This is a genomic window from Paracoccus sp. TRP (assembly GCF_000185925.1).
Classification (GTDB): Bacteria; Pseudomonadota; Alphaproteobacteria; order Rhodobacterales; family Rhodobacteraceae; genus Paracoccus; species Paracoccus kondratievae.
In genome coordinates, this window is record NZ_AEPN01000002.1 from 1 (window position 1) to 25107 (window position 25107).

Annotated in this window: 21 protein-coding genes and 2 tRNA genes; 10 read left to right on the forward strand and 13 right to left on the reverse strand. The window is 61.5% G+C overall.

What is annotated here, in order from left to right; translation table 11 throughout:
- Window positions 1-147 precede the first annotated feature (147 nt).
- Complete coding sequence (gene glf, locus PARACOCCUSGL_RS0101250; protein ID WP_010392265.1) at window positions 148-1293, forward strand: UDP-galactopyranose mutase; 1146 nt, start codon at window positions 148-150, stop codon at window positions 1291-1293.
- A gap of 415 nt (window positions 1294-1708) precedes the next feature.
- Here glf and PARACOCCUSGL_RS0101255 read toward each other — a convergent pair.
- Window positions 1709-1792: transfer RNA gene (locus PARACOCCUSGL_RS0101255), tRNA-Leu, on the reverse strand.
- A gap of 404 nt (window positions 1793-2196) precedes the next feature.
- Entirely contained in the window at window positions 2197-3144 is a 948-nt protein-coding gene (gene lipA, locus PARACOCCUSGL_RS0101260; protein ID WP_010392269.1) for a lipoyl synthase, read from the reverse strand.
- A 153-nt stretch (window positions 3145-3297) separates the two neighbouring features.
- Here lipA and PARACOCCUSGL_RS0101265 point away from each other — a divergent pair, with 153 nt between their 5' ends.
- Window positions 3298-3846, forward strand: a complete 549-nt coding sequence (locus PARACOCCUSGL_RS0101265; protein WP_010392270.1) for a peroxiredoxin — start codon at window positions 3298-3300, stop codon at window positions 3844-3846.
- Window positions 3847-3937: 91 nt separating this feature from the next.
- Here PARACOCCUSGL_RS0101265 and PARACOCCUSGL_RS0101270 read toward each other — a convergent pair whose 3' ends face one another.
- Entirely contained in the window at window positions 3938-5101 is a 1164-nt protein-coding gene (locus PARACOCCUSGL_RS0101270) for a DUF6456 domain-containing protein (protein ID WP_010392272.1), read from the reverse strand.
- A gap of 213 nt (window positions 5102-5314) precedes the next feature.
- On the opposite strand from PARACOCCUSGL_RS0101270, the gene PARACOCCUSGL_RS0101275 reads away from it, so the two are divergent.
- On the forward strand, window positions 5315-5647 hold the full coding sequence (locus PARACOCCUSGL_RS0101275; RefSeq protein WP_029371264.1) for a DUF6477 family protein: 333 nt from the start codon (window positions 5315-5317) through the stop codon (window positions 5645-5647).
- Here PARACOCCUSGL_RS0101275 and PARACOCCUSGL_RS0101280 read toward each other — a convergent pair.
- Window positions 5634-7232 carry a helicase HerA-like domain-containing protein gene (locus PARACOCCUSGL_RS0101280; protein WP_010392276.1) on the reverse strand — a complete coding sequence of 533 codons (1599 nt, stop codon included), beginning with the start codon at window positions 7230-7232 and terminating at the stop codon, window positions 5634-5636. The two genes, PARACOCCUSGL_RS0101275 and PARACOCCUSGL_RS0101280, sit on opposite strands and share 14 nt — an antisense overlap.
- A 499-nt stretch (window positions 7233-7731) precedes the next feature.
- On the opposite strand from PARACOCCUSGL_RS0101280, the gene PARACOCCUSGL_RS0101285 reads away from it, so the two are divergent.
- A complete protein-coding gene (locus PARACOCCUSGL_RS0101285; protein ID WP_237701475.1) occupies window positions 7732-8475 on the forward strand; it encodes an invasion associated locus B family protein in 744 nt (247 codons plus the stop codon).
- Window positions 8476-8553: 78 nt separating this feature from the next.
- On the opposite strand, the gene PARACOCCUSGL_RS0101290 is transcribed toward PARACOCCUSGL_RS0101285, so the two are convergent.
- The 7 genes from PARACOCCUSGL_RS0101290 to PARACOCCUSGL_RS0101320 form a co-directional block, all read right to left on the reverse strand.
- Window positions 8554-10095 carry a DegQ family serine endoprotease gene (locus tag PARACOCCUSGL_RS0101290; RefSeq protein WP_040601632.1) on the reverse strand — a complete coding sequence of 514 codons (1542 nt, stop codon included), beginning with the start codon at window positions 10093-10095 and terminating at the stop codon, window positions 8554-8556.
- A 211-nt stretch (window positions 10096-10306) separates the two neighbouring features.
- On the reverse strand, window positions 10307-10636 hold the full coding sequence (locus PARACOCCUSGL_RS20150; RefSeq protein WP_010392282.1) for a hypothetical protein: 330 nt from the start codon (window positions 10634-10636) through the stop codon (window positions 10307-10309).
- Window positions 10636-14259 carry a vitamin B12-dependent ribonucleotide reductase gene (locus PARACOCCUSGL_RS0101300; protein WP_010392284.1) on the reverse strand — a complete coding sequence of 1208 codons (3624 nt, stop codon included), beginning with the start codon at window positions 14257-14259 and terminating at the stop codon, window positions 10636-10638. The genes PARACOCCUSGL_RS20150 and PARACOCCUSGL_RS0101300 overlap by 1 nt, the downstream gene beginning before the upstream one ends.
- Window positions 14260-14668: 409 nt before the next feature.
- Entirely contained in the window at window positions 14669-15247 is a 579-nt protein-coding gene (locus PARACOCCUSGL_RS0101305) for a 5-formyltetrahydrofolate cyclo-ligase (protein WP_010392285.1), read from the reverse strand.
- Window positions 15232-16617, reverse strand: a complete 1386-nt coding sequence (mgtE, locus tag PARACOCCUSGL_RS0101310) for a magnesium transporter (RefSeq protein WP_010392286.1) — start codon at window positions 16615-16617, stop codon at window positions 15232-15234. Before mgtE ends, PARACOCCUSGL_RS0101305 begins: the two co-directional genes overlap by 16 nt.
- A 109-nt stretch (window positions 16618-16726) precedes the next feature.
- On the reverse strand, window positions 16727-17539 hold the full coding sequence (locus PARACOCCUSGL_RS0101315; RefSeq protein ID WP_010392288.1) for an inositol monophosphatase family protein: 813 nt from the start codon (window positions 17537-17539) through the stop codon (window positions 16727-16729).
- 85 nt (window positions 17540-17624) lie between these two features.
- Window positions 17625-17984, reverse strand: coding sequence for a helix-turn-helix domain-containing protein (locus PARACOCCUSGL_RS0101320; RefSeq protein ID WP_010392290.1), 360 nt, complete (start codon window positions 17982-17984; stop codon window positions 17625-17627).
- A 199-nt stretch (window positions 17985-18183) separates the two neighbouring features.
- Here PARACOCCUSGL_RS0101320 and PARACOCCUSGL_RS0101325 point away from each other — a divergent pair, with 199 nt between their 5' ends.
- A complete protein-coding gene (locus PARACOCCUSGL_RS0101325; RefSeq protein ID WP_040601634.1) occupies window positions 18184-19131 on the forward strand; it encodes an NADPH:quinone oxidoreductase family protein in 948 nt (315 codons plus the stop codon).
- Between the two features lie 122 nt (window positions 19132-19253).
- Window positions 19254-20024: a Bax inhibitor-1/YccA family protein gene (locus PARACOCCUSGL_RS0101330; RefSeq protein WP_010392294.1), complete on the forward strand. Its 771-nt coding sequence runs from the start codon at window positions 19254-19256 to the stop codon at window positions 20022-20024.
- 412 nt (window positions 20025-20436) lie between these two features.
- Here PARACOCCUSGL_RS0101330 and PARACOCCUSGL_RS0101335 read toward each other — a convergent pair.
- Both PARACOCCUSGL_RS0101335 and PARACOCCUSGL_RS0101340 read right to left on the reverse strand, forming a co-directional pair.
- Window positions 20437-20513: transfer RNA gene (locus tag PARACOCCUSGL_RS0101335), tRNA-Arg, on the reverse strand.
- A gap of 44 nt (window positions 20514-20557) precedes the next feature.
- Window positions 20558-21040, reverse strand: coding sequence for a GNAT family N-acetyltransferase (locus PARACOCCUSGL_RS0101340; protein ID WP_010392295.1), 483 nt, complete (start codon window positions 21038-21040; stop codon window positions 20558-20560).
- A 279-nt stretch (window positions 21041-21319) separates the two neighbouring features.
- Here PARACOCCUSGL_RS0101340 and PARACOCCUSGL_RS20155 point away from each other — a divergent pair, with 279 nt between their 5' ends.
- Genes PARACOCCUSGL_RS20155 through cysW form a run of 4 tightly spaced genes read left to right on the forward strand, consistent with a single transcriptional unit; the run spans window position 21320 to window position 25078 of the window.
- Window positions 21320-22420 carry a sulfate/molybdate ABC transporter ATP-binding protein gene (locus PARACOCCUSGL_RS20155; RefSeq protein WP_040601635.1) on the forward strand — a complete coding sequence of 367 codons (1101 nt, stop codon included), beginning with the start codon at window positions 21320-21322 and terminating at the stop codon, window positions 22418-22420.
- Window positions 22417-23415: a sulfate ABC transporter substrate-binding protein gene (locus PARACOCCUSGL_RS0101350; protein WP_010392300.1), complete on the forward strand. Its 999-nt coding sequence runs from the start codon at window positions 22417-22419 to the stop codon at window positions 23413-23415. Before PARACOCCUSGL_RS20155 ends, PARACOCCUSGL_RS0101350 begins: the two co-directional genes overlap by 4 nt.
- Window positions 23412-24254, forward strand: coding sequence for a sulfate ABC transporter permease subunit CysT (gene cysT / locus PARACOCCUSGL_RS0101355; protein WP_010392301.1), 843 nt, complete (start codon window positions 23412-23414; stop codon window positions 24252-24254). Before PARACOCCUSGL_RS0101350 ends, cysT begins: the two co-directional genes overlap by 4 nt.
- Entirely contained in the window at window positions 24254-25078 is an 825-nt protein-coding gene (cysW, locus tag PARACOCCUSGL_RS0101360; protein WP_010392302.1) for a sulfate ABC transporter permease subunit CysW, read from the forward strand. Before cysT ends, cysW begins: the two co-directional genes overlap by 1 nt.
- Window positions 25079-25107 lie beyond the last annotated feature (29 nt).

Here is a 25107-nt window from a genome sequence, read left to right on the forward strand (position 1 = left end):
ACACAAAAAATTACTCGAACGCTAAAGAAAAAGCGGTATATCCGCTCCAGACCGGCGGAATGCCGCAAGGGCTGTGGATTGACCCTAGACCTTCGCTCATCTTGCTGACATGAGCCATGGCGCACAGCAGGAAATCGGGAAAAGACAATGAAGATACTCCTTGTGGGCGCAGGTCTGTCTGGCGCAGTGATCGGACGACAATTGGCCGAAGCAGGCCATGATTGCCGCATCATCGACAGCCGTTCGCATATCGGCGGCAACTGCCATACCGAACGGGACAGCGAAACCGGCGTCATGCTGCACGTCTATGGGCCGCATATCTTCCATACCGACGACGAAGGCGTCTGGAACTATGTCAACCGCTTTGCCGAGTTCATGCCGTTCCAGAACCGGGTCAAGACCACCTCACAGGATGCGGTCTATTCCCTGCCGGTGAACCTGCACACCATCAACCAGTTCTTCGGCAAGACCCTGCGCCCGGACGAGGCGCGCGCCTTTATCGAAAGCAAGGCCGACAGCTCGATCACCGATCCGCAGACATTCGAGGAACAGGCGCTGCGCTTTGTCGGTCGCGAACTCTATGAGGCGTTTTTCAAGGGCTATACCGAAAAACAATGGGGCTGCTCGCCTCAGGATCTGCCTGCGAGCATCCTCAAGCGCTTGCCGGTTCGCTTTAACTATGACGACAACTATTTCTTCCATCGTTTCCAGGGCATGCCGCGCGAAGGCTATACGGCGCTGATCGCCGGGATTCTTGACCATCCGCGCATCACAGTCGAGCTTGAGACCACCTTTACGCCTGCCATGGCCGAAGAGGCCGACCACGTCTTCTGGTCGGGGCCGCTTGACGGTTATTTCGACTATAGCCTTGGCCGGCTGGGCTATCGCACGCTGGACTTTGAGCGTTTCACCTATCAGGGCGACTATCAGGGCTGCGCAGTGATGAACTATGGCGACCGAGAGGTGCCATGGACCCGTATCACCGAACACAAGCACTTCTCGCCTTGGGAAAGCCACGAGGGCAGCACCTGCTACCGCGAATATTCGCGTGCAGCTGAGCCAGAAGACATCCCCTATTACCCGATCCGGCTGGTCGAAGAGAAATCGCTGCTGGAAGAGTATGTAAGGCTGGCCGAGGCCCAGAAGAGCGTAACCTTTGTGGGCCGACTTGGCACCTATCGCTATCTCGATATGGATGTGACCATCCGCGAGGCGCTGGACACGGCCGAGACATTCCTTACCTCAGCGCAGACGGGGCAGCAGATGCCGACCTTTGCTAAGTCTCCGCTGTAAATCGCTGCAAATCATAGGGTGCGGCTGAAAAGCCGCGCCCTTTTCAAGCTGAGCCGCCCCTCATTGCGCGCAATCCTGCCCAGGCATCCAGCCAGATTGTGCCTTGCTGAACCTCGCGCCCCAGTTCAGCGGCCCCCTATTGTACTTGGCTTGGTGGGGTACTCCTACCTCGGGTGATGCGGCTACCCGCATTGCGTAAGCTGACGAATATCGCTCTGGAGTTCAGATCCCGGAATCACGGCGCCGGGCACGGAGATGGTGGGACACGATCGCCTACGGGCGAGCAGGAAGTCTCTGTCTTGGGCCGCCCACGCCATGTCGGAACGAACAGGGAGCAAAGAATGAAGGTGGGACGCCGATTCTACCGGGGGGATCAGAGACCGCGACCAGCCGCAGAAAATCAAGCGATCTCAATTGGTACCCGAGGTCGGACTCGAACCGACATGCCTTGCGGCGGCGGATTTTGAATCCGCTGCGTCTACCATTCCGCCACTCGGGCAAACCATTGCCTGTCGGGGATTTAGAACAGAACCCGTATCCGGCGCAAGGGGCGCTCTCAATATGTCTCTCAACATTCTTGCTCTGTGCGTGTTCCGTTCCACGCCCCACCGCCAAAGATCATGGCCTGCGTGATCAGGTTCTCGCAGAGCGGTTATAAATGATCCAACCCGATGTCGGTCATTTAACGCAAATAAGCCACCAACCACGGGATGCCATCGTGCCAGTTTACGGCGCACACATCAGGCACCTGAAACCGGCCTTATAATAGCGTCGGGAAACCGTCCTCGCCGCCGCAGCCCAAGAAAAACCACCATAGCAATCCGTCACCGGAAAGGCTCAGAAAGACGTCGCCCGGACGCGCAGCAGCGAGACCGGGGCGACGCGTCATTCACAGATTCGCGCTTAGGCGTTGCTGAATTTGGCCAGCCGCGCATCGCGCAGCTGCGCGAAATCGTCACCGGCATGATAGGACGAACGGGTCAGCGGCGTGGCCGAAACCATCAGGAAACCTTTGCCGTAAGCCGCCTTTTCATAGCTCTTGAACTCGTCGGGCGTAACGAACCGGTCCACCCGATGGTGCTTGGAGGTCGGCTGCAGATACTGGCCGATGGTAATGAAATCGACATCGGCAGCGCGCATATCATCCATAACCTGCAGCACAGCCTGGCGATCCTCACCCAGCCCCACCATGATCCCCGATTTGGTGAACATGGTCGGATCAAGCTCTTTCACCCGCTGCAACAGGCGCAGACTGTGGAAATAGCGTGCGCCGGGCCGGACCGAGGGGTAAAGCCCCGGCACAGTCTCAAGATTGTGGTTAAAGACGTCGGGCCGTGCTGCGACCACGGTCTCAAGCGCACCCGGTTTCGACTTCAGAAAGTCAGGCGTCAGTACCTCGATCGTCGAATTGGGCGAGCGATGACGGATGGCCCGGATGGTCTGGGCGAAATGCTCGGCCCCGCCATCATCCAGATCGTCACGGTCGACCGAGGTGATGACGACGTGCTTCAGCCCCAGCTTCTGCACGGCATGGGCAACGCGGCCAGGCTCAAACGCGTCCAGCGCATTCGGCTTGCCGGTCATCACGTTGCAGAAGGAACAGCCACGGGTGCAGATCTCGCCCATGATCATCATGGTGGCGTGACCCTGGCTCCAACATTCGCCGACGTTCGGACAGCCGGCCTCTTCGCAGACGGTCGAAAGGCGGTTGTTGCGCAGGATGTCACGGGTATCCTTGTAACCCTGACTGGTCGGTGCCTTGACCCGGATCCAGTCCGGTTTCTTCGGCTGGGGCTGGTCGGGACGGTGGGCCTTTTCGGGGTGGCGCAGAACCGGGGGCATATCCGCCATGTCGGCATCCTTTGCTGTAGGTCAGCCAAACTTACGGTTTTTTCAGCCCTTGATCAACGCCAATACAGGGTGCATCTATACGCCCCGATGCCGCATCGCAGCATCACAGAATAAGAGGGAGGAGCCGATGACGAAAGGACGAAAGGACAAAAGATGAAACCAGGCGATCAGCTTCCCCAAGTGACCTTCAGGACCCGGGTACGCGACGAATCCGTCGGCGGGCCGAACCCCTATCGCTGGCAGGACATGACCACCGACGATTACTTCAAGGGTAAGCGCGTGGTGCTGTTCTCGTTGCCCGGGGCCTTTACGCCCACCTGCTCGACCTACCAGCTGCCGGGCTTTGAGAAAGCCGCTGCCGAGATGGCCGAACTGGGGATCGAGGCGATCTATTGCCTGTCGGTCAATGACAGCTTTGTCATGAACCAATGGGCCAAGGCGCAGGACCTGAAAAACGTCAAGGTCATCCCCGATGGCTCGGGCGAGTTCACCGAAAAAGTCGGCATGCTGGTGCGCAAGGATAACCTTGGCTTCGGCGCCCGTAGCTGGCGCTATGCCGCAGTCGTCAACAACGGCCAGATCGAAGCCTGGTTCGAAGAGCCCGGCCGCATGGACGATTGCCCCGAGGATCCCTATGGCGTCAGCTCGCCGGAAACGGTTCTCGACTGGCTGCGCGCCAATCCGGCCAAAGTTGCCGCCTGAACGCACCACCTCATTTCAGCACGTGAAAAGGGCGCCATTACGGCGCCCTTTTTCCCCCTGCGGTCCATACCTGCCATCCCCGGCCCAATGATCAGCCGATCAGCGGTGCTCCGGGACCGTATGTTTCGCGGTAGTGACGTTCGAGCCGCATCAGGGCAAGCCGCAGCACGATCTTGCCTGACCGGGCCGACCAGCCAAGCCGCCGCTCGGTCATCTCGATCCCTTCGAGAAAGCAGCAGACACGCAGGCACATATCGCCCAGCCCCGGCCCAAGTTCACGCAAGGCTGCCGCAACGCGGTTGCGCGCGCCCTCCGATCCGCCGCTATACCCCACGGACTGGCGCGAGACATCAGCCCCGGCAGTCAGAAAGCGATCCCAGTTCTGGGTAACTCGCGGCCCCATCTGCGCAAGCTCAAAGTCCTCACGCAGACGCTCGCCCGCTGCGACCTGTTCAGAGGACAGAAAGGGTAGCCCATCAGAACCGCGCCGGCGTGCCAGCACTAACAGCGGGCTGTCGGCGATATTGATCCGGGTCCGGCGACGGCGGCCATCCTCGGGATCGGTGATCTCTCGTTCTTCCCACTGCCGATGTTGATCGGCATGGCTGGAATCGGCCTCTGTCGCAGGACGAACCGGGGTCGCCAGCACGAAATCCTCACCCGTCGGCAAAGCGGTGCCGCGCCGTGCCGAGACGATGGCCCGCAGAACCTCGCGCCCCTCGGCAGAGAGGACATAACGGTTGACCCTGCCCTGCCCCTGCAACTGGACCCATGCGCGGATCGCCATATGCTCGGCCAGTTCGCGGTCAAGGATCGCTGTGCGGATATCGTCACGAATAACAATGGCCTTGTCCATGCCCTCGGCCACCACCAGTTGCGCACCCGGCTCGGCAAGCCGGCGCAGAATGCGCGCGATCTGCCGCATGCCTGTCCTGCCCGGCGCAACCATAGGCCTGCCCTCAGGGCCCGCCGCCACCCGCTCGACCGCACGATCAACCAAGGGATCATCCCTTCGCGCCTCGAAACGACGGATGCGGCGCAGGATGGTCGAGGCATGGCAGCCTGCCTCGCGCGCCAGTGATCGGATCGTCTCCCCCCCTTCGACATGGCGCAGATATAGCTGCAGATCAGCGTCTTTGGCCGGTTGGCCATGTTGGGGTTCGGACGGATTTCGAGCCGTGGCGTCGACGCCGGCGGGTATGGCGGCAACCAAGGCGTCCGGGGCGAAATCTCCCGTCACAATCGTCATGGTCATTCCTTCGCTTCCTGCAGACAAGCGGGCATCTGCTCATCCATGGGTTGTTTTCTCATCCCTGTCCCTTGGAACCGGGTCAGGCGGAGATGCGGCAATATTTGCTAATAATTCCTAAAGAATTCTTGCCGCTGCGTGCGCACGACAGCACCCAACCGCAACACGCGTCAAAATTGCAGATGATCACGGCGAGTTTGACGGGCCGAGGGAAACCCCATGACAATGATGAGCAATGTGATCGCTTTTGTGCCGCGCCGCGAGACGCCGACCTTGCGTCGGCCACGCCCCCTCGTGCGGGCAGCGCAAGCCGGGCTTAAGAGCTGGAACCGAAGACGCGATCTGCGGCGCCCTCTGAAATGCGACAACCTGCCGTCGCCGGGCACCGCCATGACCCGTTTACTGGCCGAAGAGAACCGGATCGACCAGTTTCGCCGCACAGGTCAGGCAGGATATGACCCTCATCGCCATATCCTGCTGCTGATTGCCATTCTGGCTGAATGCGCTGAGGCCGCACCGCGTCCCCTGGCGCAAGCACTCATTTGCCCCTGAAAAGGCTCCCCAGAACCCCGCGCACCAATGCCTGGCCGGTCTTGGTGCCCAATTGCCGCGCAAGGCTTTTGCCAAAGGTCACGGCAATCGAGTCGCTGTTCGATCTGGAACCAGAGCTTGCGCGGGGCCGGGGTTTGTCGGGGATCTGAAGGCCGGGGTTATAGCGACGCCCGCGATTATGTTCGCGGCCCATCTGCCACAGATCATCATCGTCGCTGCGGCCCGCACCAGCGGTAGCCCCTGCCCCTGCGCTATCCACAGCCGCAGCCTCGGCGCGTTTAGCCAGCAGTTCGGCCGCTGATTCCCGGTCAAGCGATTTACCGTATTTCAGCGCCATTGGCGATTGAGTGTTGATCGCAGCGCGCTCGGCATCTTCGATCGGGCCAAGCTGCGACAGAGGCGGGCGGATCAGGGTGCGCTGGACAATGCCGGGCACGCCCTTGGCCTCAAGAAACGAGGTCACGGCCTCGCCCGTCCCGACAGATTGGATCGCCTCGGCAGTATCGAATTCAGGGTTTGGGCGATAGTTCTGGGCAGCCAGCCGCAAAGCCTTCTGATCCTTTGCGGTAAAGGCACGCAAGGCGTGCTGCACCCGGTTGCCCAGTTGGCCCAGCACCGATTCGGGCAGGTCAGCGGGATTCTGACTGATGAACCACAGGCTGACCCCCTTGGAGCGGATCAGCCGCGCCACCTGCTCGATCTTGTCGATCAGCGCGGGCGGGGCATCGTCAAACAGCAGATGCGCCTCATCAAAGAAAAAGGCAATGCGCGGTTTGTCGGGGTCGCCCACTTCCGGCAACTGCTCAAACAGTTCGGACATCAGCCACAAAAGGAACGTCGCATACAGACGCGGCGCATTCATCAGCCTTTCAGCCGAAAGAATATTGATCATCCCCTTGCCCGAGGCATCGGGCCGCATCAGATCGGCCAGTTCAAGCGCCGGCTCTCCGAACAGCAGATCGCCGCCTTCGTTCTGCAAAACCATCAGAGCGCGTTGAATCGCCCCAACCGAGGCGGTCGAGACATTGCCGTATTTCAGGCTCAGCTCTTTGGCGTTCTGGCCTACCCAGACCAGCATCGCCTGCAGGTCCTTCATGTCGAGAAGCGCCAGCCCCTCTTCATCGGCGACACGAAAGGCGATGTTCATCACCCCCTCTTGCGCGTCGGTCAGCCCCATCAGCCGCGACAAAAGCAGGGGGCCCATCTCGGCCGGAGTGGTGCGGACCGGGTGACCGCGTTTGCCCCAGATATCCCAGAATGTGACCGGGAATTCCTGATAATCCAGCTCGACCCCGATCTGTTCGGCACGTTTCTGGAAACTTTCGTGCAGCTTGCCTTCCGCCCGGCCAGGTTTGGCAATACCGGCAAGGTCGCCTTTTACGTCCGCAAGAAACACAGGTACCCCGGCACGGGAAAAGGATTCGGCCAGGGTTTGCAGCGTCACCGTCTTTCCGGTCCCGGTCGCCCCCGCAATCAGCCCGTGGCGATTGGCGTATTTCAACAGCAGCTGTTGCGGCTCGGCATGATTCGCGCCACCACCGCCCACGAATACCGTTCCGGCCTCCAGATCGACGATTTCGGTCATTCTTCCTCCATGTGGATCGGCAGAAAAGTGCAACACACGACGAAAGGACAATACCTTGCCGACGATTTTGTGCCAGTCTGTTCCTTGCCGGACCATGCAAATGCGTATGATCCGGCTTCCTCCCTGTTGGACTGCCGCGCCTTAGGGCGCGGCTTTTTTCATCGCCGTTGCCTGCGATTTTGCCAGATAATGCCCCCGTCATAACTCTGTCACAGCTTGTCTATTAGGATAGTTGACGCCATTGCGCGCGCCCTCTAGCTTTCCGCACAATGATGACCGGCCAGTCCGGCAGGGAAGGTAAGTATCGGGACCCCGGAATGCAGGGACGACCTGCGTTCCGGGGTCCTTGCCTTCCCGGGTCTGTCTGCGAAATTCCCTGAAAATCCAGCATTTCTGGCATTGCCAACGCAAAGGTGACGTGACGGGATGCGATGTGCCCTGACAATCCCGGACACAAATGCTAGGAGCAAGTCCGATGCATGGACCAAAGGAAGAGAACATGGTCAACAGGACATCCGCGACCCTGACCGCCGCCCTTCTTGCCATGGCGGTTTCCGCCTCTGGCGTGATGGCGCAAGACGCGAGCACCGAGACCCCGGCCCAGCCCGCTGCCGAAGCCCCCGCGGCCGAAGCACCCGCCCCTGCCGCCTCTGGCTCGGAAACGCCTGCCGCTGAGGCCCCTGCCGCAGCTCCGGCTGCTGAGGCTCCTGCCGCGCAGGCGCCCACACTGGCCGAACCGCCGACCGAAGAGAATGCTCAGGTCGGCCAGCCCTATGCCAAATCGACCCATGGCGACTGGACGCTGCGCTGCATGAAGACGCAAGAGGGCAAGGATCCCTGCGAGCTTTACCAACTGCTCAAGGATCAGGAAGGCGCCCCGGTGGCCGAGGCGTCGATCATTCCGATGACCGGCAATGTCCAGGCCGTGATCACCTTTATCGCGCCGCTGGAGACCGACCTGCAGGCGGGTCTGGGAATGCAGATCGATGCCGGCAAAGAGGCGCGCTATCCCTTCATGCTGTGCGCCCGCGTCGGCTGCATCTCGCGTATCGGTCTGGCCGATGGCGAGCTTGCTCCGATGAAACGCGGCAAGGCGGCGACCATCAGCGTCCTGCCCTTTGGCGCCCCGAAAGAACAGCTGGTCAAGCTGCCCATGTCGCTTTCGGGCTTTACCGCTGGCATGACCGCTCTGGCCGAAGCGAACAAGGATATCGCCGCGCCGGCCGCCGCGCCTCAGCAGTAATCCGAATAAGGAAAGGGGCGCCAGAACGGCGCCCCTTTTTGCAATGGGCCGGGGATTTCCCGGCCCTTTTTCATATGCTTATTCCACCGGCAGGGCGACAAAGCGCGGCTCACCCGCACGACGCACCATGACGAGGATCGACTTGCGACCGGCCTCGCGCGCCTCTTTGATGCGCGCCTCAAGATCAGCAAGCGCAGCGACAGGCTGCTGACCGGCCTCGGTGATCACATCGCCCGCGACCAGCCCCTTGTCGGCGGCTGCGCCCGAAGGATCGACCGATTGCACAACCAGCCCTTTCATGTCACGCGACATGCCAAGCTCGGCGGCGATCTCCGGCGTCAGCGGTGCCAGCGTCATGCCCATCACATCGCTGGTCGCCTCGGCCGCACTGTCCACCTTGCCGCTGCCTGTGCCTTCGGCCAGCTCACGACGGCCAAGGGTCACCTTCAGATCAACGGGTTCGCCACCACGCTGAACGACGACATCAACCGCTTCTCCGACCGGGGCGTCGGCAACGCGGCGCACCAGATCACGCGGATCCTTGACCTCGCCACCGTCAAAGCTGGTGATCACATCGCCCGCCTTCATGCCCGCATCTGCTGCCGGGCCGGGCGGCACATCGGTCACCATCGCGCCCTTGGCCTCGGACAGACCCAGCGATTCGGCGATATCATCGGTCACCGGCTGAATCTTGACGCCCAGCCAGCCGCGGCGGGTCTCGCCGAACTCTTCAAGCTGCTCCACGACCTTGCTGACCACATTCGACGCCATCGAGAAGCCGATCCCGATCGAGCCCCCGTTCGGAGACAGGATCGCGGTGTTCACCCCGATCACCTCGCCAGCCATATTGAACAGCGGCCCACCCGAGTTGCCGCGGTTGATAGCGGCGTCGGTCTGGATAAAGTCGTCATAGGTGCCCGACAGCGCGCGATTGCGGGCCGAGACGATCCCGGTCGAGGCCGAGAACCCCTGCCCCAGCGGGTTGCCAAGCGCCAGCACCCAGTCACCGACCCGCATCTTGTCGCTATCGCCGAACTTGACGAAGGGCAGCGGCTCCGGGCTTTCAACCTTGAGGACGGCGATATCGGTCTTGTCGTCCTTGCCGATCACCTTGGCCGGCAGGGTCTTGCCCGAGAAGAATTCGACTTCGATCTCATCCGCGCCGTCGATGACGTGGTTGTTGGTAACGATCAGCCCCTCGGACGAGACGACAAAACCCGAACCAAGCGCGTTCGAGCGCTGCTCGGTCTGCGGGCCGCCGTCAAAGGGGCTTTCACCCTGCGGGAAACCGGGAAAGCCGAATTCGCGGAACAGGTCGCGGAAGGGGCTGCCTTCGGGCAGTTGCAGCCCGCGGCCAAGCGGCGCCGAAACTGTTGCGGTCGTGGTGATATTCACCACCGCAGGGCTGACCTGTTCGACCAGATCGGCAAAGCTTTCCGGCATGACCCGGTCCTTGCGGGCCTGGCTGTCGGGCGCGGTCAGCGGCTGGTTTTCATTGGCGGCCTGCTGCGCAGCCTCTGCCCCGGGGGTCGCGGCCTCCTGCGCGAATGCCGGCGACAATGCCATGATCAGCGCAAGGCCGGATGCAGTCAGGAAATGGCGGGAAAAGGGTCTGTTCATCTGGATCATCTCCATTCCGTGCCGGGACGGCACATCAGGCGCCCTGGCAATATGTTCATGTTCAAGGGGATTTTCGCTCCCGGTGCAAATGAACCACGCTCGCAAAGAATGAACTGATCGTGACTTGCCCGCAATGGCAGGCGCAGACACCCGAATAAAAAAGGTTCCGCGCCCAAAAGACGCGGAACAGGTGCCATCGCAGCGATGATTCCTAGTTCAGCAGCGGCGCTTCGCCCGCGCAAAGCAGGGTTACGGTCGTCGAATTGCCGTGCATTTCAATTTCCGTCACCTCTAACGGGCGCAGGTCCATTCCGCAGCCCAGCATCTCGACCTGGGCCGGACCCTGAAAGGTCAGGTCCAGGAGCGCGAGCAGCGCATCGCCCCGCAGATCGGCCTGAAACCCGCCCGCGATGCGCCGCACGGCGGTCGGTGCGACGCGGCGGGTACCGAAGATCAGCTCAATCCCGGAAGCCGCGCCCGGTGACAGCGGACCTTTGCGGACAGGCCCGGCAGCGGATGACAGGGATACGATACGCGCCATCAGCTGCACCCGCTTGTCGCGCCGCAGGTGTTGCACTTCATGCAGGTCCCGTTGCGGACCAGCGTATAATTGCCACACTCGCCGCAGGGATCGCCCTCATAGCCCTGCATCCGCGCCTTGGTCCGCGCATCCATCGTGGCGACCCCGGCCGAGGCAATCGCCACGCCCTCGGCCGCCGTCACCGCCGTGACCGAAACACCGCTTTGCAGCATCATCAGATCCTGCGGCAGGCGCTTGCGCAGATAACCAGTCGAGCTGATCTGCTTGAGCATCTCAAGCGAGCGCGAAGCGCCTTCGCTGACCGGGGTGACGTTCGGCTGGCTTTCCGCCTCACCGCCGCCCAGATCATCAAAGCGCGCGCCCTGCGGCTTTACATGCGCCAGATCGGTACGGTCGAGATAGCTGATCGCCAGTTCGCGGAACACATAGTCAAGGATCGAGGTCGCGTTCTTGATGCTGTCATTGCCCTGTACCATCCCTGCCGGCTCGAACCGGGTAAAGGTAAAGGCGTCGACAAACTCTTCCAGCGGCACGCCATATTGCAGGCCGACCGACACGGCGATGGCGAAATTGTTCATCATCGCCCGGAAGCCCGCACCTTCCTTGTGCATGTCGATGAAGATCTCGCCCAGCTTGCCGTCGTCATATTCGCCGGTGCGCAGATAGACCTTATGCCCGCCGACAGTCGCCTTCTGGGTATAGCCCTTGCGGCGATGGGGCAGCTTTTCACGATGGCTTCGCACGGCCTCTTTGACGATGATCTTTTCGACCACCTTTTCAGCCAGAACGGTGGCCTTTTCCTGCGGATTGCCCGAGGCCAGGACCTCTTCAGCCTCCTCATCATCCTCGACCAGCGCCGAGGCCAGCGGCTGCGACAGTTTCGAACCGTCACGGTAAAGCGCATTGGCCTTGATGCCCAGGGACCAGCTCAGCTCATAGGCGGCCAGCGCATCGGCAATCGTAGCGTTGTTCGGCATGTTGATGGTCTTGGAGATCGCGCCCGAGATAAAGCTCTGCGCCGCCGCCATCATGCGGATATGGCTTTCCACCGAAAGATAACGCTGCCCCTTCTTGCCGCAGGGGTTGGCGCAGTCGAAGACCGGGTAATGTTCGGGCTTCAGATGCGGCGCACCTTCCAGCGTCATGGTGCCGCAGACATGGTCATTGGCGGCCTCGATCTGCGCACGGGTAAAGCCAAGGTGGCGCAGCAGATCAAATGTCGGATCGTTCAGCTTTTCGGCCGGAATACCCAGCGTCTCGCGGCAGAAATCCTCGCCCAGTGTCCATTGGTTAAAGACAAAGCGGATATCAAAGGCCGAGGCCAGCGCCGCGTCGATCTTTTCCAGTTCGCGCGGGCCAAAACCATGGCCGACAAGGCTGGCATGATTGATGCCGGGGCAATTGCCAAGGCTGGCATGGCCGACGGCATAGGCGATGATCTCTTCGATCTGGGCCGAGCTGTAGCCAAGCCCGTCAAGCGCCGCAGGGACCGAGCGGTTGATGATCTTGAAGTAACCGCCGCCGGCCAGCTTCTTGAACTTTACCAGCGCGAAATCGGGCTCGATGCCGGTGGTGTCGCAATCCATCACCAGACCGATGGTTCCTGTCGGGGCGATAACGGTGGCCTGCGCGTTGCGATAGCCATGGGCCTCGCCCAGGGTCAGCGCCTCATCCCAGGCACCCTGCGCCAGCGCGACCAGGCGCTGATCAGGGCAGTTCGCGGCGTCAAGTTCGACCGGGCGAACATTCACGCCGTCATAGCTGCCGGTGCCATAGGCCGCAGCGCGGTGGTTGCGGATCACCCGCAGCATGGCCGCCGAGTTCTTCTTATAGCGCGGGAACGGGCCCAGCTCTGCCGCCATCTCGGCCGAGGTGGCATAGGCTACACCGGTCATGATCGCACTCAGCGCCCCGCACAGCGCGCGGCCCTGATCGCTGTCATAGCCAAGGCCCATGTTCATCAGCAGCCCGCCGATATTGGCATAGCCAAGCCCAAGGGTGCGATAGTCATAGCTGCGCTGCGCAATCTCCTTGCTGGGGAACTGCGCCATCAGGACCGAAATTTCCAGCGTGACGGTCCACAGCCGGCTGGCATGAACATAGCCATCTGCGTCGAACTCTTTGCCGGTCCAGAAGCTCAGCAGGTTCATCGACGCCAGGTTGCAGGCCGTGTCATCCAGGAACATGTATTCGCTGCACGGGTTCGAGGCGCGAATCTGACCATCCTCGGGGCAGGTGTGCCAGGCGTTGATCGTGTCATGAAACTGCACGCCCGGATCGGCGCAGGCCCAGGCAGCATGGCCGATCTGGTCCCACAGCTCGCGCGCCGAGACGGTCTTGGCCACCTTGCCGTCGGTCCTGCGGACCAGCTCCCACGGCAGATCCTCCCGGACCGCGCGCAGGAACGCGTCAGTCACGCGCACCGAGTTGTTCGAGTTCTGGCCCGAGACGCTGATATAAGCCTCAGAGTCCCAGTCGGTGTCGTAGGTCGGAAACTCGATCGAATCAAAGCCTTGGCGGGCATATTGAAGAACCCGGTTGATATAGGTCTCCGGGATCATCACGCGCTTGGCTGAACGGATCGCCGTCTTCAGCGCGGCGTTGCGGACCGGGTCGGTCGCGTCCTCGACGCTGCCGTCCCATTCCCGGATCGCGGCAAAGATGGCGTTCAGCTTTTGCTCATGCATCTTGGAGCCAGCCACCAGAGAGGCGACCTTCTGCTCTTCGATAACCTTCCAGTTGATGAACTGCTCGATGTCGGGGTGATCCATGTCGCAGATCACCATCTTTGCCGCGCGCCGGGTCGTCCCGCCCGATTTGATTGCGCCGGCTGCGCGGTCCCCGATCTTCAGAAAGCCCATAAGCCCCGAAGATTTCCCGCCGCCCGACAGTTTCTCGCCCTCCCCTCGCAGGGACGAAAAATTGGTGCCCGTACCCGAGCCGTATTTGAACAGCCGCGCCTCGCGGACCCACAGGTCCATGATGCCGCCCTCATTCACCAGATCGTCGGCGACGGACTGGATAAAGCAGGCATGGGGCTGAGGATGTTCATAGGCGCTGTCCGACCGGACCAGCTTACCCGTCTTGTAATCAACATAGAAATGGCCCTGACCGGGACCGTCGATCCCATATGCCCAATGCAGCCCGGTGTTGAACCACTGCGGGCTGTTCGGCGCGCCCATCTGGGTCGCCAGCATATAGCGCATCTCGTCGTAATAGGCGCGTGCGTCTTCCTCGGTCGAGAAATAGCCGCCCTTCCAGCCCCAATAAGCCCAGGCACCTGCCAGACGGTCAAAGACCTGACGGGCGCTCGTCTCACCGCCAAAGCGTTCCTCGGCAGGCAGTTTCGCCAGCGCCTCTTCGTCAGGGACCGAGCGCCAAAGGAATTCCGGTACGCCCTTTTCCTTGACGCGCTTAAGCCGCGCCGGCACCCCGGCCTTGCGGAAGTATTTCTGGGCGATGACGTCCGAGGCGACCTGGCTCCAGCCCTGAGGCACCTCGACCGACTCATTGCGGAAGACGACCTTGCCGTCGGGGTTGCGGATTTCGCTGGTGGTGGTGGTAAACGAAAGCGCGCCGTAAGCTCCGCTCTCGGCCGTGGTAAAGCGCCGTTCGATCCGCATGCCCTGACTGTCCCCTCGTTTCTTCGGGGATGCACGCGCGACCCTCCCATCCGGCGCGACAGCGCACCGGTCAGGCGGCCGGATCGTCCGACACCCCGAAAGTTTTGTTTCTGATCACTGTCGCTTGCGCCGAAACCCCGATTACAGGCCACAAAAGGACACTAGATCTGGTGGCGCGACCAGCTTCGAACACAAGATGACCCGAGATGCGACTCAATTCAATCAATTTTTTCTGTGGACACCGGGCCGTTTTTAGGCCTGCCCCAACGAGTCGAATCCTGCTGCGATTGCAATGTTAACAAAGGGTGGAAAACCCGTGTGACCGGTAAATTCCGAAGGAAGCTAGAGGCTTCCCGCAATCGGTTCACCTGTTTTCCACAGGGTTTTCCCCAGCAGTGCCGCCTCAGGATTACGATTTTGTTCCGTCAGGATTGACCTGTGAATTTTGCGGCTGCGGCAGAATGACACCCTGATCCGTGACGATCATATCCAGCGACTGATCGGTAGGCTCGACTGGGATCGAGCGAATCTCCTGCACCGCATAGGCCAGACCGATGGCGACCACCGGGCCGGAAGTCCGCAGAATCTCCAGCGTCCGATCATAAAATCCGCCGCCATATCCCAGCCGATGACCTTCGCGGTCAAATCCTGCCAGAGGGACGATCAGCACCTGGGGCTGCATAACAGGCGAATCAGCTGGCGGATGGCTGGTGCCAAAGGATCCGGCCTCTAACCGGCCGTCGAACGCGCGAAACTCCAATGGACGCGCCGGGCCGGTGACCACAGGCAGACAGACAGGACCGTCATGAGCCGAGATCGCAGGGCGCGGATCGGCCTCGTCCCGCATCGGCCAATAGCCAGCCAGCACTTTCCCACGGTGGGGGACCAGTACCTCTAGCAGATGACGCGTCACCGCCTCATCATCGCCACCCTGCCCGCGCGCGGCCAGCGCCTGCTGGCGCAACTGCTTTTTCAAACCAGAAACCATGAGGCCAGCCCCAGAAATGCAAAGAAACCCATCATATCGGTCATGGTGGTGACGAAAGTCCCCGAGGCCAGTGCCGGGTCAAGCCCCAGCCTGCTAAGCCCCAATGGCACCAGCACACCGCCCATGGCCGCCACGATCTGGTTGGCGATCATCGCCGCACCCAGTACCAGTCCGATCTCCAGACTGCCCAGAAAGAACACACCGGCCATGATCAGGATCACCGCAAGGCCGACACCGTTAAGCAGCCCCGCCCCCAATTCGCGGAGGATGACGCGCCGCGCATTTGCGCTGGTCAGTTCGCGCGTGGCAAGCGCCCGCACCGCCACGGCCAGGGACTGCGTTCCCGCAATCCCTCCGGTCGAGGCGACGATCGGCATCAGCGCCGCCAGAATGACCAGCTGGGCCAGCGTCGATTCAAAGCGCGAGATGACCAGCGCCGAAAGCGATGCGGTACAGAGGTTGATCACCAGCCACGGCAGGCGCTGACGCACGGTCTGGAAAGGCCCGTCTGAAACGTGGCTCTCGTCCGAGACGCGGGCCATGCGCAGAAAGTCCTCTTCATGCTCTTCGTCCAGCACCGACATGGCGTCGTCGATGGTGATGACACCAACCAGACGATCATCGTCATCGACCACCGGTGCCGAGATCAGGTGATATTTGTTGAAAGCATAGGCGACATCACCTTCGTCCTGACGGGCCGAGATGGTGCGGAAACTATCCTCGATAATGTCGCGCAAGGGCGTGGCCCGGCGAGAGGCCAACAGCTTACCCAGCGTGACATAACCCGTCGGATGACGGCGTGGATCGACCAGCACGACATGATAGAACTGGTCGGGCAGCCATTCTTCGGCGCGCAGAAAGTCGATGGCCTCGCCCACGGTCCAATGTTCGGGCGCAGTCACGACCTCGGATTGCATCAGACGACCGGCCGAATATTCGGGCCAGGTCAGCGAACGCTCGACTGCGGCACGGTCGGAATCGTCCAGCGCAGCAAGGATGGCCTGCTGTTCGGGCGCCTCCATGTCCTCGATCAGGTCAACGACGTCGTCGCTGTCCATTTCGCGCACGGCTTCGGTCAGTACCTCATGGGGCAGCTGCTCGATCACCTCTTCGCGGATCGATTCATCGATCTCGGACAGGATCTCGCCGTCAATCTCGCCTGAATAGAGCTGCAGGAACGCGCGCCGGCGCGCCGGCGTCAGTTGCTCAATCAGGTCGGCAACGTCGGCGGCGTGCATCGACTCAAGCAACTCGTCCAGCGCCTGCCCGTCCTGCTCATCTATCGCCCGGTTGATCGGGTCGAGATTCTGCCGGCTCAGCTGGAATTCGGCTTCCGAGGTATCGGTCTCGGTCTCGCGCGGCTCGGTCATCGGCAGACGGCCTCCTTGCTGGACTTTCGTGTGGTGACGAGGATTGGGGTCTGGTGCTGTCGGACAGCGCTATCAGTCGGCGGCACCATAGGGGCCTTGCCGCGGGGGCTCAATCACCCTTTAGAAGGGCCAGCGCCTCGGCGTGCAATTCTGCCGATCCGGCGGCAAGGATCGTGCCGCCGCTATGGGCAGGCCCACCCTGCCAATCGGTCACCACACCCCCTGCGGCCCGTATCACGGCAATCGGCGCAACAACGTCATATGGCTGAAGCCCGGCCTCGATCACCAGATCGACGTGACCGGCGGCAAGCAGCGCATAGGCGTAGCAATCAAGTCCATAGCGAACCAGACGCGCCCGCGAGGCAACGCGGGAAAATGCAGCATGTTCGGCGGGACTTCCGACCTCGGGATAGGTGCTCATCAGCGTTGCCTGCGCCAGGGCGACCCCCCGGCGCGCGCCAAGCGGGACCGAACCCGCGCGCGATATCAGTTGGGCGCGGCCAAAACCGCCCTCGAAACGCTCATCAAGATGGGGCTGATCAACAATGCCATAAATCGGCCCCTGCGCATCGCTGACGCCGATCAGGACGCCCCAGCTAGGCGCCCCGGCCATAAAGGCGCGGGTGCCATCTATGGGGTCCAGCACCCAGGTCAGACCGCTTTGCCCGCTTTGCCCGCCATATTCTTCGCCCAAAATGCCATCTTCTGGACACTCGGCGGCCAGAATGGCACGCATGGCACGCTCGCTTGCGCGGTCAGCCTGGGTCACCGGATCAAAGCCGGTGGCGGATTTATTGTCAGGTCGCAGCAACGGGCTGCGAAACAGGCTCAGCGTCTCGGTCCGGGCAGCATCGGCAAGACGATGCGCCACGGCCATGATCCGTTCAGCCCGCTCAGGAGTGATCTCGTTCGCACTCGTCATGGCCTGCCCCCGTGGTAATGCCTTGGGCGCAGGTTTAGCCGCAGAGTTCTTTGAACGAAAGCCTTGGAGCTACGACCTGCCGTTGTCAGGCTGCGTCCGACAGGACACGGGCGAGTTCAAAGATCTGGCGACGCTGCGCTTCGGGCATGGCGTAATATGCACGCACCAGTTGCAGCGCCTCTTTATCGGCCAGAATATCCCCCTCGATCGTGCTGTGGGTGTGGCCATCTTCGAGACCCTCGAAGAAAAAGCTGACCGGCACCTCTACCGCCTGCGCGATATCCCAAAGCCGGGACGCCGAAACACGGTTCATCCCGGTTTCATATTTTTGAATTTGTTGAAACTTGATACCAACTTTTTCAGCAAGCTGTTGCTGCGTCATACCGATCATCCAACGGCGATGGCGGATGCGCTTACCAACGTGAACGTCTACATTATGCTTCATAGTAACAACCTCACTCAATCTGAACGGGCGCTACAACAGATTGTCGTATTTTTCGAGTTCCATGTTATCCACTTGTCCAAAAAGACAATCGTTTGCAGTGGGCAATAATCACTCGAAGACAGCCCTCATGATCAACAGAAAAAACGCGCGCAATGACATGATGCAATTGGGAGGAAATGTGCAAAAACGCTGGAAAACAATGCAAATCAAGAAAATACCCGGCGCCCCCGTTCCTGCCGATGTGACACTTGCGCCACCAGGTCCGGGTGATGTGCTGGTAAGGCTGCGGGCCGCAGCGCTGAATTTCGCCGATTTGCTTATGACGCAAGGTCACTATCAGGAAACGCCCTCTCCGCCCTTCATTCCGGGCCTCGAAGGCGCCGGAGAGGTGATTGCGACCGGCCCGGATGTATTGATTCCCCCCGGTACCCGCGTTGCGGTATTGAGCCAGGGCACTGTGGCGCAGGCGAACCTGTTTCCCGCCGCAAGCTGCCACCCGATCCCCAATGGGATGAGCTTTGAAGAGGCCGCCGGTTTTCTGATCGCCTATGGCACCAGCCATTTTGCCCTGACCCGGCGTGCCGGGTTGCGGCAGGGCGAAACGCTGGCGGTTCTGGGCGCGGCAGGCGGTGTCGGACTAACTGCTGTCGAAATCGGCGCGGCCCTTGGGGCGCGAGTGATTGCCGTGGCGCGGGGCGAGGACAAACTTACTGTCGCCCGGGCGGCCGGGGCCACCGATTGCATCGACAGTGCCGCCTGCCCTGATCTCAGGGCCGCACTGCGTGAGCTGGGCGGTGCCGATATCGTCTATGACCCGGTCGGCGACAAACCGGGCGAGGCTGCCTTTGGCGCGCTGAGACCGGGCGGACGCTTTCTCATCATCGGCTTTGCGGGGGGCCGGCCTCCGGCGTTGCCGCTGAACCACGCGCTGGTCAAGAACATCGCAATCCACGGGTTCTACTGGGGGGGTTATCAGAAGCTCGACCCCGCGCTTTTGCGCCAGGATATCGCCGCCCTTTTTGCACTATATGACCAAGGCAGGCTGCGCCCACATGTCGGCGCCACCCTTCCGCTGGAGCGGCTGGACGAAGGATATGAGCTGTTGCGCAGCCGTCGCTCGACCGGGAAAGTCATCATCAGTTTATGAAATTTATGTCAGATTGGCGAGAAACCGTTCGCTTTGCATTGAAAAAACCTCAGTTATCGCCAATATCTTCCCCGATGGTGGGCCGTCCGGGCCGCACCGCGATTTCTGACCGGGGAGAACTTATGGCAGATCACTATTCTATCCGCACGGCCGGGACCGCGACGCGCTCGGCTGCCGTGGATGAGGGCCTGCGCGCCTATATGAACAAGGTCTATGGCCTTATGGCCGTGGGCATGCTGGTGACCGCTGGCGCTGCCTGGGGTATGGCCGGGCTGACCCTGTCCGACACCCCCACGCAATGGATGCTGGGCAACGGCAAATACCTGACCGATCTTGGCAAGACCCTGTATCTGTCGCCGGTGAAATGGGCAGTAACCTTTGCGCCGCTGCTGATGGTGTTTGCCTTTGGCGCCGCGCTGAATCGCCTGTCGGTGCAGGGTGCGACGACGCTGTTCTACGCCTTCGCCGCGGTGATGGGCGTATCGATCAGCTGGATTTTTGCCGCCTACACCTCTTTCTCGATCGTGCAGACCTTCCTGATCACCGCGATCGCCTTTGCCGGGCTGTCGATCTGGGGCTACACCACCAAGCGTAACCTCTCGGGGATGGGCACTTTCCTGATGATGGGCCTCATCGGCCTGATCGTCGCGTCGATCGTGAACATTTTCCTGAAATCCGGCGCCATGCAATTCGCCATCTCGGCGATCGGTGTGCTGATCTTTGCCGGGCTGACTGCCTTTGACACGCAGAACATCAAGAACACCTATCTGCAACTGGCAGAGTCGGATCAGGAATTCCTGGGCAAATCCGCGATCATGGGTGCGCTGCAGCTGTATCTGGACTTCCTGAACCTGTTCATGTTCCTGCTGCAGTTCCTTGGCAACCGCGAGTGATCGCTCAATAACCAAGGCAAACACAAAGGGCCGGGCCATTCGCCCGGCCCTTTCGTTTTTCCGATCAGTCAGACCGGCAGGATTGGCTGTCTGAGAGTTGATTATCGAATGGCTCACGGCGATTTTTCGCAGACATCACAATCGATCCGGGCATTTCGCTCTTTCATGTGATGCAATAGGCGTCTGCTTTGTTACACCCGGATATTCCGGGAATATCTGCCGCCAATTCGCCGCCGTGGCAGGCGCCACAGCAGCATCCGAATCATTTGGGTTTTTGTCGGGCTGATCCGGGCTTTACGACACAAGAAAAGCCCGGAAACACCACACAACTATTCGTCAGTACCGATCTGCACTGCGGCTTGCCATCGCAGTAACCAGGATGCCCGGGATCAGCTTAACACATTGAATTCATTGGCGGGCCCGGAAGGGCTCGAACCCTCAACCTTGGACTTAGAAGGTCCCTGCTCTATCCAGTTGAGCTACGGGCCCGCACGGCCGCAGTCATGGCGCAGGATTGCGGCTGAATCAACCGTTCAATCCCGATCTGAAAGCGCAATTGTCATGAAGACACTGTTCGGATCGGGCTGGTAGTCGCCAAAGGGCAGGCATTCGACGAAACCCGCCCGCGCATAAAGCCCGCGCGCAGCGATAAAGGTCGGCTGTACCCCGGTCTCAAGGCTGAGCCGCGCCATGCCCTCTGCCCGGGCGTAGGCAATCAGCGCCTCAAGCATGCGCCGCGAATGGCCACGGCCACGCGCCTCGGTCAGCACATGCATGGATTTGATTTCGCCATGATCTGGACCGATGCGCTTGACCGCACCCATGGCCAGCGGCACACCCCCTTCGCGCAGCACAAAAAAGGCGATCTCTGGCCGCTCAAGCTCGGCGCGGGGCAACATATGGATCGATTCCGGCGGGGTATCAGCGTGCATATCCGCGGTGTGCCGCTCAAAAAGCAGCGCCAGATCTTCGCCCAACGGGCTTTCCTGACCGATCACCGGATCGCCGACACTCATGGTTTTGCTTCCCTTTTGCACTGCGCGGCGGGCTTAGCAGCACCTGTGCAGGTTGCAAAGCGTCGGTGCAGCAGGCCGCATGAAAAATAAGGAAGAATGCGCTTGGCAGCAGGCCAGAGGCCGGATGCTTTCCGCCCGCAGGCGACAGGACGGGAACCAATGAGCTTTGGCCCCGGCAGGCGTGGGAAAACGTTCGCGACAGCCCAAGGTGTCAAGGGCTTGCGCCGCTTGTCCGGTCCCCAGCCGACCGCTACCTCTGCTTTTGAAACGGAGGCGCCCATGTCCATCGTCATCGAGCACATGACCAAAAGCTTCGACGGCACATCGGTGCTGCGGGGCATCGACCTGACCATCGAATCGGGCGAGCTGGTGGCATTGCTGGGCCCCTCGGGGTCGGGCAAGACGACGCTGCTAAAGATCATCGCCGGGCTTGACTGGCCCGATGCCGGGGGCTTGCGCGTTCATGGTGCCGACTGGCTGCATCTGGCGGCACAGGACCGCCGCATCGGCTTTGTCTTTCAGCATTATGCGCTGTTTCCGCACATGACCGTGCGCGACAACATCGCTTTTGGCCTGACCGTGCGCCCGCGGGCCGAACGACCGGGCAAGGCGGTGATTGCAGCCAAGGTGAACCAGCTGCTTGAGTTCCTGCAGATCGGCCACCTGGGCGACCGCTATCCGACACAGCTGTCGGGCGGACAGCGCCAGCGTGTCGCACTTGGCCGGGCGTTGGCCATTGAACCGACGGTGCTGCTGCTTGATGAGCCCTTTGGCGCGCTCGACGCTGCGGTGCGCCGCGACCTGCGCGCCTGGCTGCGCGAGGTGCATGACGAAACCGGCTCGACCACCATCTTTGTCACCCACGATCAGGAAGAGGCTTTCGAGCTTGCAGATCGCGTCGTGGTGATGGGCGAAGGCCGGATTGAACAGATCGGCAATGCCGACCAGATCCACGACCATCCTGCCAGTCCCTTTGTCGCCCGGTTCATGGGCGCGACGATCGAGCTGCCGGTAATGCTGAACGCCGGCCGGACCGAGGCACAGGGACTCGACGCCAGTCGTCTGCAGCGCCGCGCCCTGCCCGACGGGCCCGGAACCCTGTTTCTGCGCCCTGCCGATGTCACGCCGCTCGCCGATCCCTTGGGACGCTGGCAGATCGTACGGCGCACCAGCAATGGTGCGCTGTTGCGGCTTGAGCTGACAGATGGAGCGCAGCACTTTGGCATCGACCTGCCCCGACGTGCACCCGAGGCACAGGGGCTCTCCCCCGGTGCGCGCGTGAACCTGCGCCCCGAGGCAGGCACGATCTTTCCCGGCCCCCGCACCAGCCAGCCGCAGGCCGCCACAACCGAATTCCCCCGCAAGGAGAAAAGCATATGATTATCCGCAAGCTTCACGTCGCCGCATTGGCGCTGCTTCTGGGCGCAGGCCCGGCGCTGGCTCAGGACAAGATCCTGAACGTCAGCTATGATATCGCCCGCGAACTGTTCGAGGCGCTGAACCCCGAGTTTCAGGCCTACTGGAAGGACAAAACCGGCCGCGACGTGACTGTCGACCAAAGCCACGGCGGTTCGTCGAAACAGGCCCGCGCCATTCTTGAAGGGCTGCCGGCGGATGTGGTGACCTTCAACCAGGAAACCGATGTGGACGTGCTGGCCAAGAACGGCCTCGTGGCCGAGGACTGGCGCGAGGCGCTGCCGAACGGCGCGTCGCCCTATTACTCGCTGCCCGCCTTCCTGGTGCGCAAGGGCAACCCGAAAGGCATCAAGGACTGGTCCGATCTTGCCCGGGACGACGTGCAGGCGGTGTTCCCTAACCCCAAGACCAGCGGCAATGGCCGTTACACCTATCTGGCCGCCTATGCCTATGCGCTGACCCAAGAGGGCGGCTCGCCCGAAAAGGCGCAGGAATTCGTCGGCAAGATCTTTGCCAATGTGCCGGTCTTTGACACCGGTGGCCGCGCAGCCACCCAGACCTTTGCCGAACGCGGCATCGGCGATGTGCTGATCACCTTTGAGGCTGAAACCAAGGGTATCGCCCGCCAATATGAGGCGGAGGGTTTTGAGGCCGTGACCCCGGCAACCAGCCTGTTTGCCGCCTTCCCGGTGGCGGTGGTCACCGAGAACGCCGAAAAGAACGGCTCGACCGAGGTTTCGACCGAATACCTCAAGTGGCTTTACACGCCCGAGGCCCAGGAAACCCTGGCCGGGAACCACTATCGCGTCACCGATCAAGAGGTCGCGGCCAAACACGCCGCCGACTTCCCCGAGGTCAAGTTGCTGACCGTAGACGAAGTCTTTGGCGGCTGGGACAAGATCAATACCGAGCATCTGGCCGAGGGCGGGATTCTCGACAAGGTCTTTGTTAACCAATGACGGCGGCTGCGGCCATCAAGCCGAAACGGGTTCTGCCGGGGTTCTCTCTGAGCCTCGGCACGACCCTGCTTTATGTCGCCCTGGTGATCCTGATCCCGGTGATTGCACTGGTCCTTAAAGGGGCCGAGATCGGCCCCGCACGGTTCTGGGCCATCATCGCCGCGCCGCGTACGCTGGCGGCGCTGCGGGTGACGCTGACCGCTGCAGCACTGGCCACCGTATTCAACGCTTTCTACGGGTTGCTCATGGCATGGGTCCTGACCCGCTATGACTTTCCGGGCAAGCGCATTCTTGATGCGCTGATGGATATTCCCTTTGCGCTGCCGACGGCGGTGGCCGGTATCTCGCTGACCGCGCTTTATTCGGCGAACGGCTGGCTCGGCGCACCCCTGACCGGTGCGGGGATCAATGTCGTCTATACGCTGGGCGGCGTGATCCTTGCCATGACCTTCACCTCGATCCCTTTCGTGGTGCGCGCGATCCAGCCGGTGCTGGAGGATCTGGACCCGGCGATGGAGCAGGCCGCGATGACACTGGGGGCGCGGCCCTTTGCGATCTTCCGCCGGGTCGTCCTGCCCGCGATCCTGCCTGCATGGCTTGCCGGCTCGACGGTCGCCTTTGCCCGCTCTTTGGGTGAGTTCGGGGCAGTGGTGTTCATCGCCGGCAACCTGCCGTTCAAGACCGAAATCGCGGCGCTGCTCGCCTTTATCCGGCTTGAGGAATACGATTATCAGGGCGCAGCCGCCATTGCGCTGGTGCTGTTGCTGTTCGCGCTGATCCTGCTCATGATCTCAAACCTGATCCAGTTCCGCGCCGCCCGCCATCTGGAGGCCCGGTAATGTCCACGCTCGCGCTTTCCCATGCACCCGGCCAAAGCCGCCGCATGCCGCAGTTGTTGATCGGGCTTGCCTTTGTGCTGACGGCGATTTTTGTCGTGGCGCCGCTGGCCTTTATCTTCTGGCGCGCTTTTGCCGGGGGCTGGGCGGTTTACCTGGCCAATATCACCGACCCGCTGGTCCTGCATGCGATCTGGCTGACGACGCTGGTCGCAGTGATCGTTGTGCCGGTGAACGTCGCTTTTGGAATCGCCGCCGCCTGGGCCATTGCCCGGTTTCGCTTTCCCGGGCGCAAGCTGCTGATGGTGCTGATCGAGATTCCCTTTTCGATCTCGCCGATCATCGCGGGGATCTGCTATCTGCTGCTCTATGGTCGGCAAGGTCTGCTGGGACCGTGGCTTGCCGCGCATGATCTGAAAATCATGTTCGCCCTGCCCGGTATTCTGCTTGTCACCATGTTCGTGACCGCACCTTTCGTCGCGCGTGAGGTTCTGCCGCTGATGCAGGCGCAGGGCTCGGAACAAGAGCAGGCGGCAGTCACGCTGGGCGCGCGCGGCTGGCAGGTCTTTTCCCGCGTCACGCTGCCGAATATCCGCTGGGCGCTGCTTTACGGCGCAGTGCTGTGCACCGCACGTGCGGTCGGGGAATTCGGCGGGGTTTCGGTCGTTTCAGGTTCGATCCGGGGCCAAACGAACACCTTGCCCCTGCAAATCGAGCTGATGTTCAACGATCTTAACACCACAGGCGCATTCGCCGCAGCCTCGACCCTGACCGTTATCGCGCTGGTCGTGCTGGTCATCAAGGCCGTGTTGGAAAGCCGCAGGTAACACATTGTAACTGGCAGGAATGTCAGTGG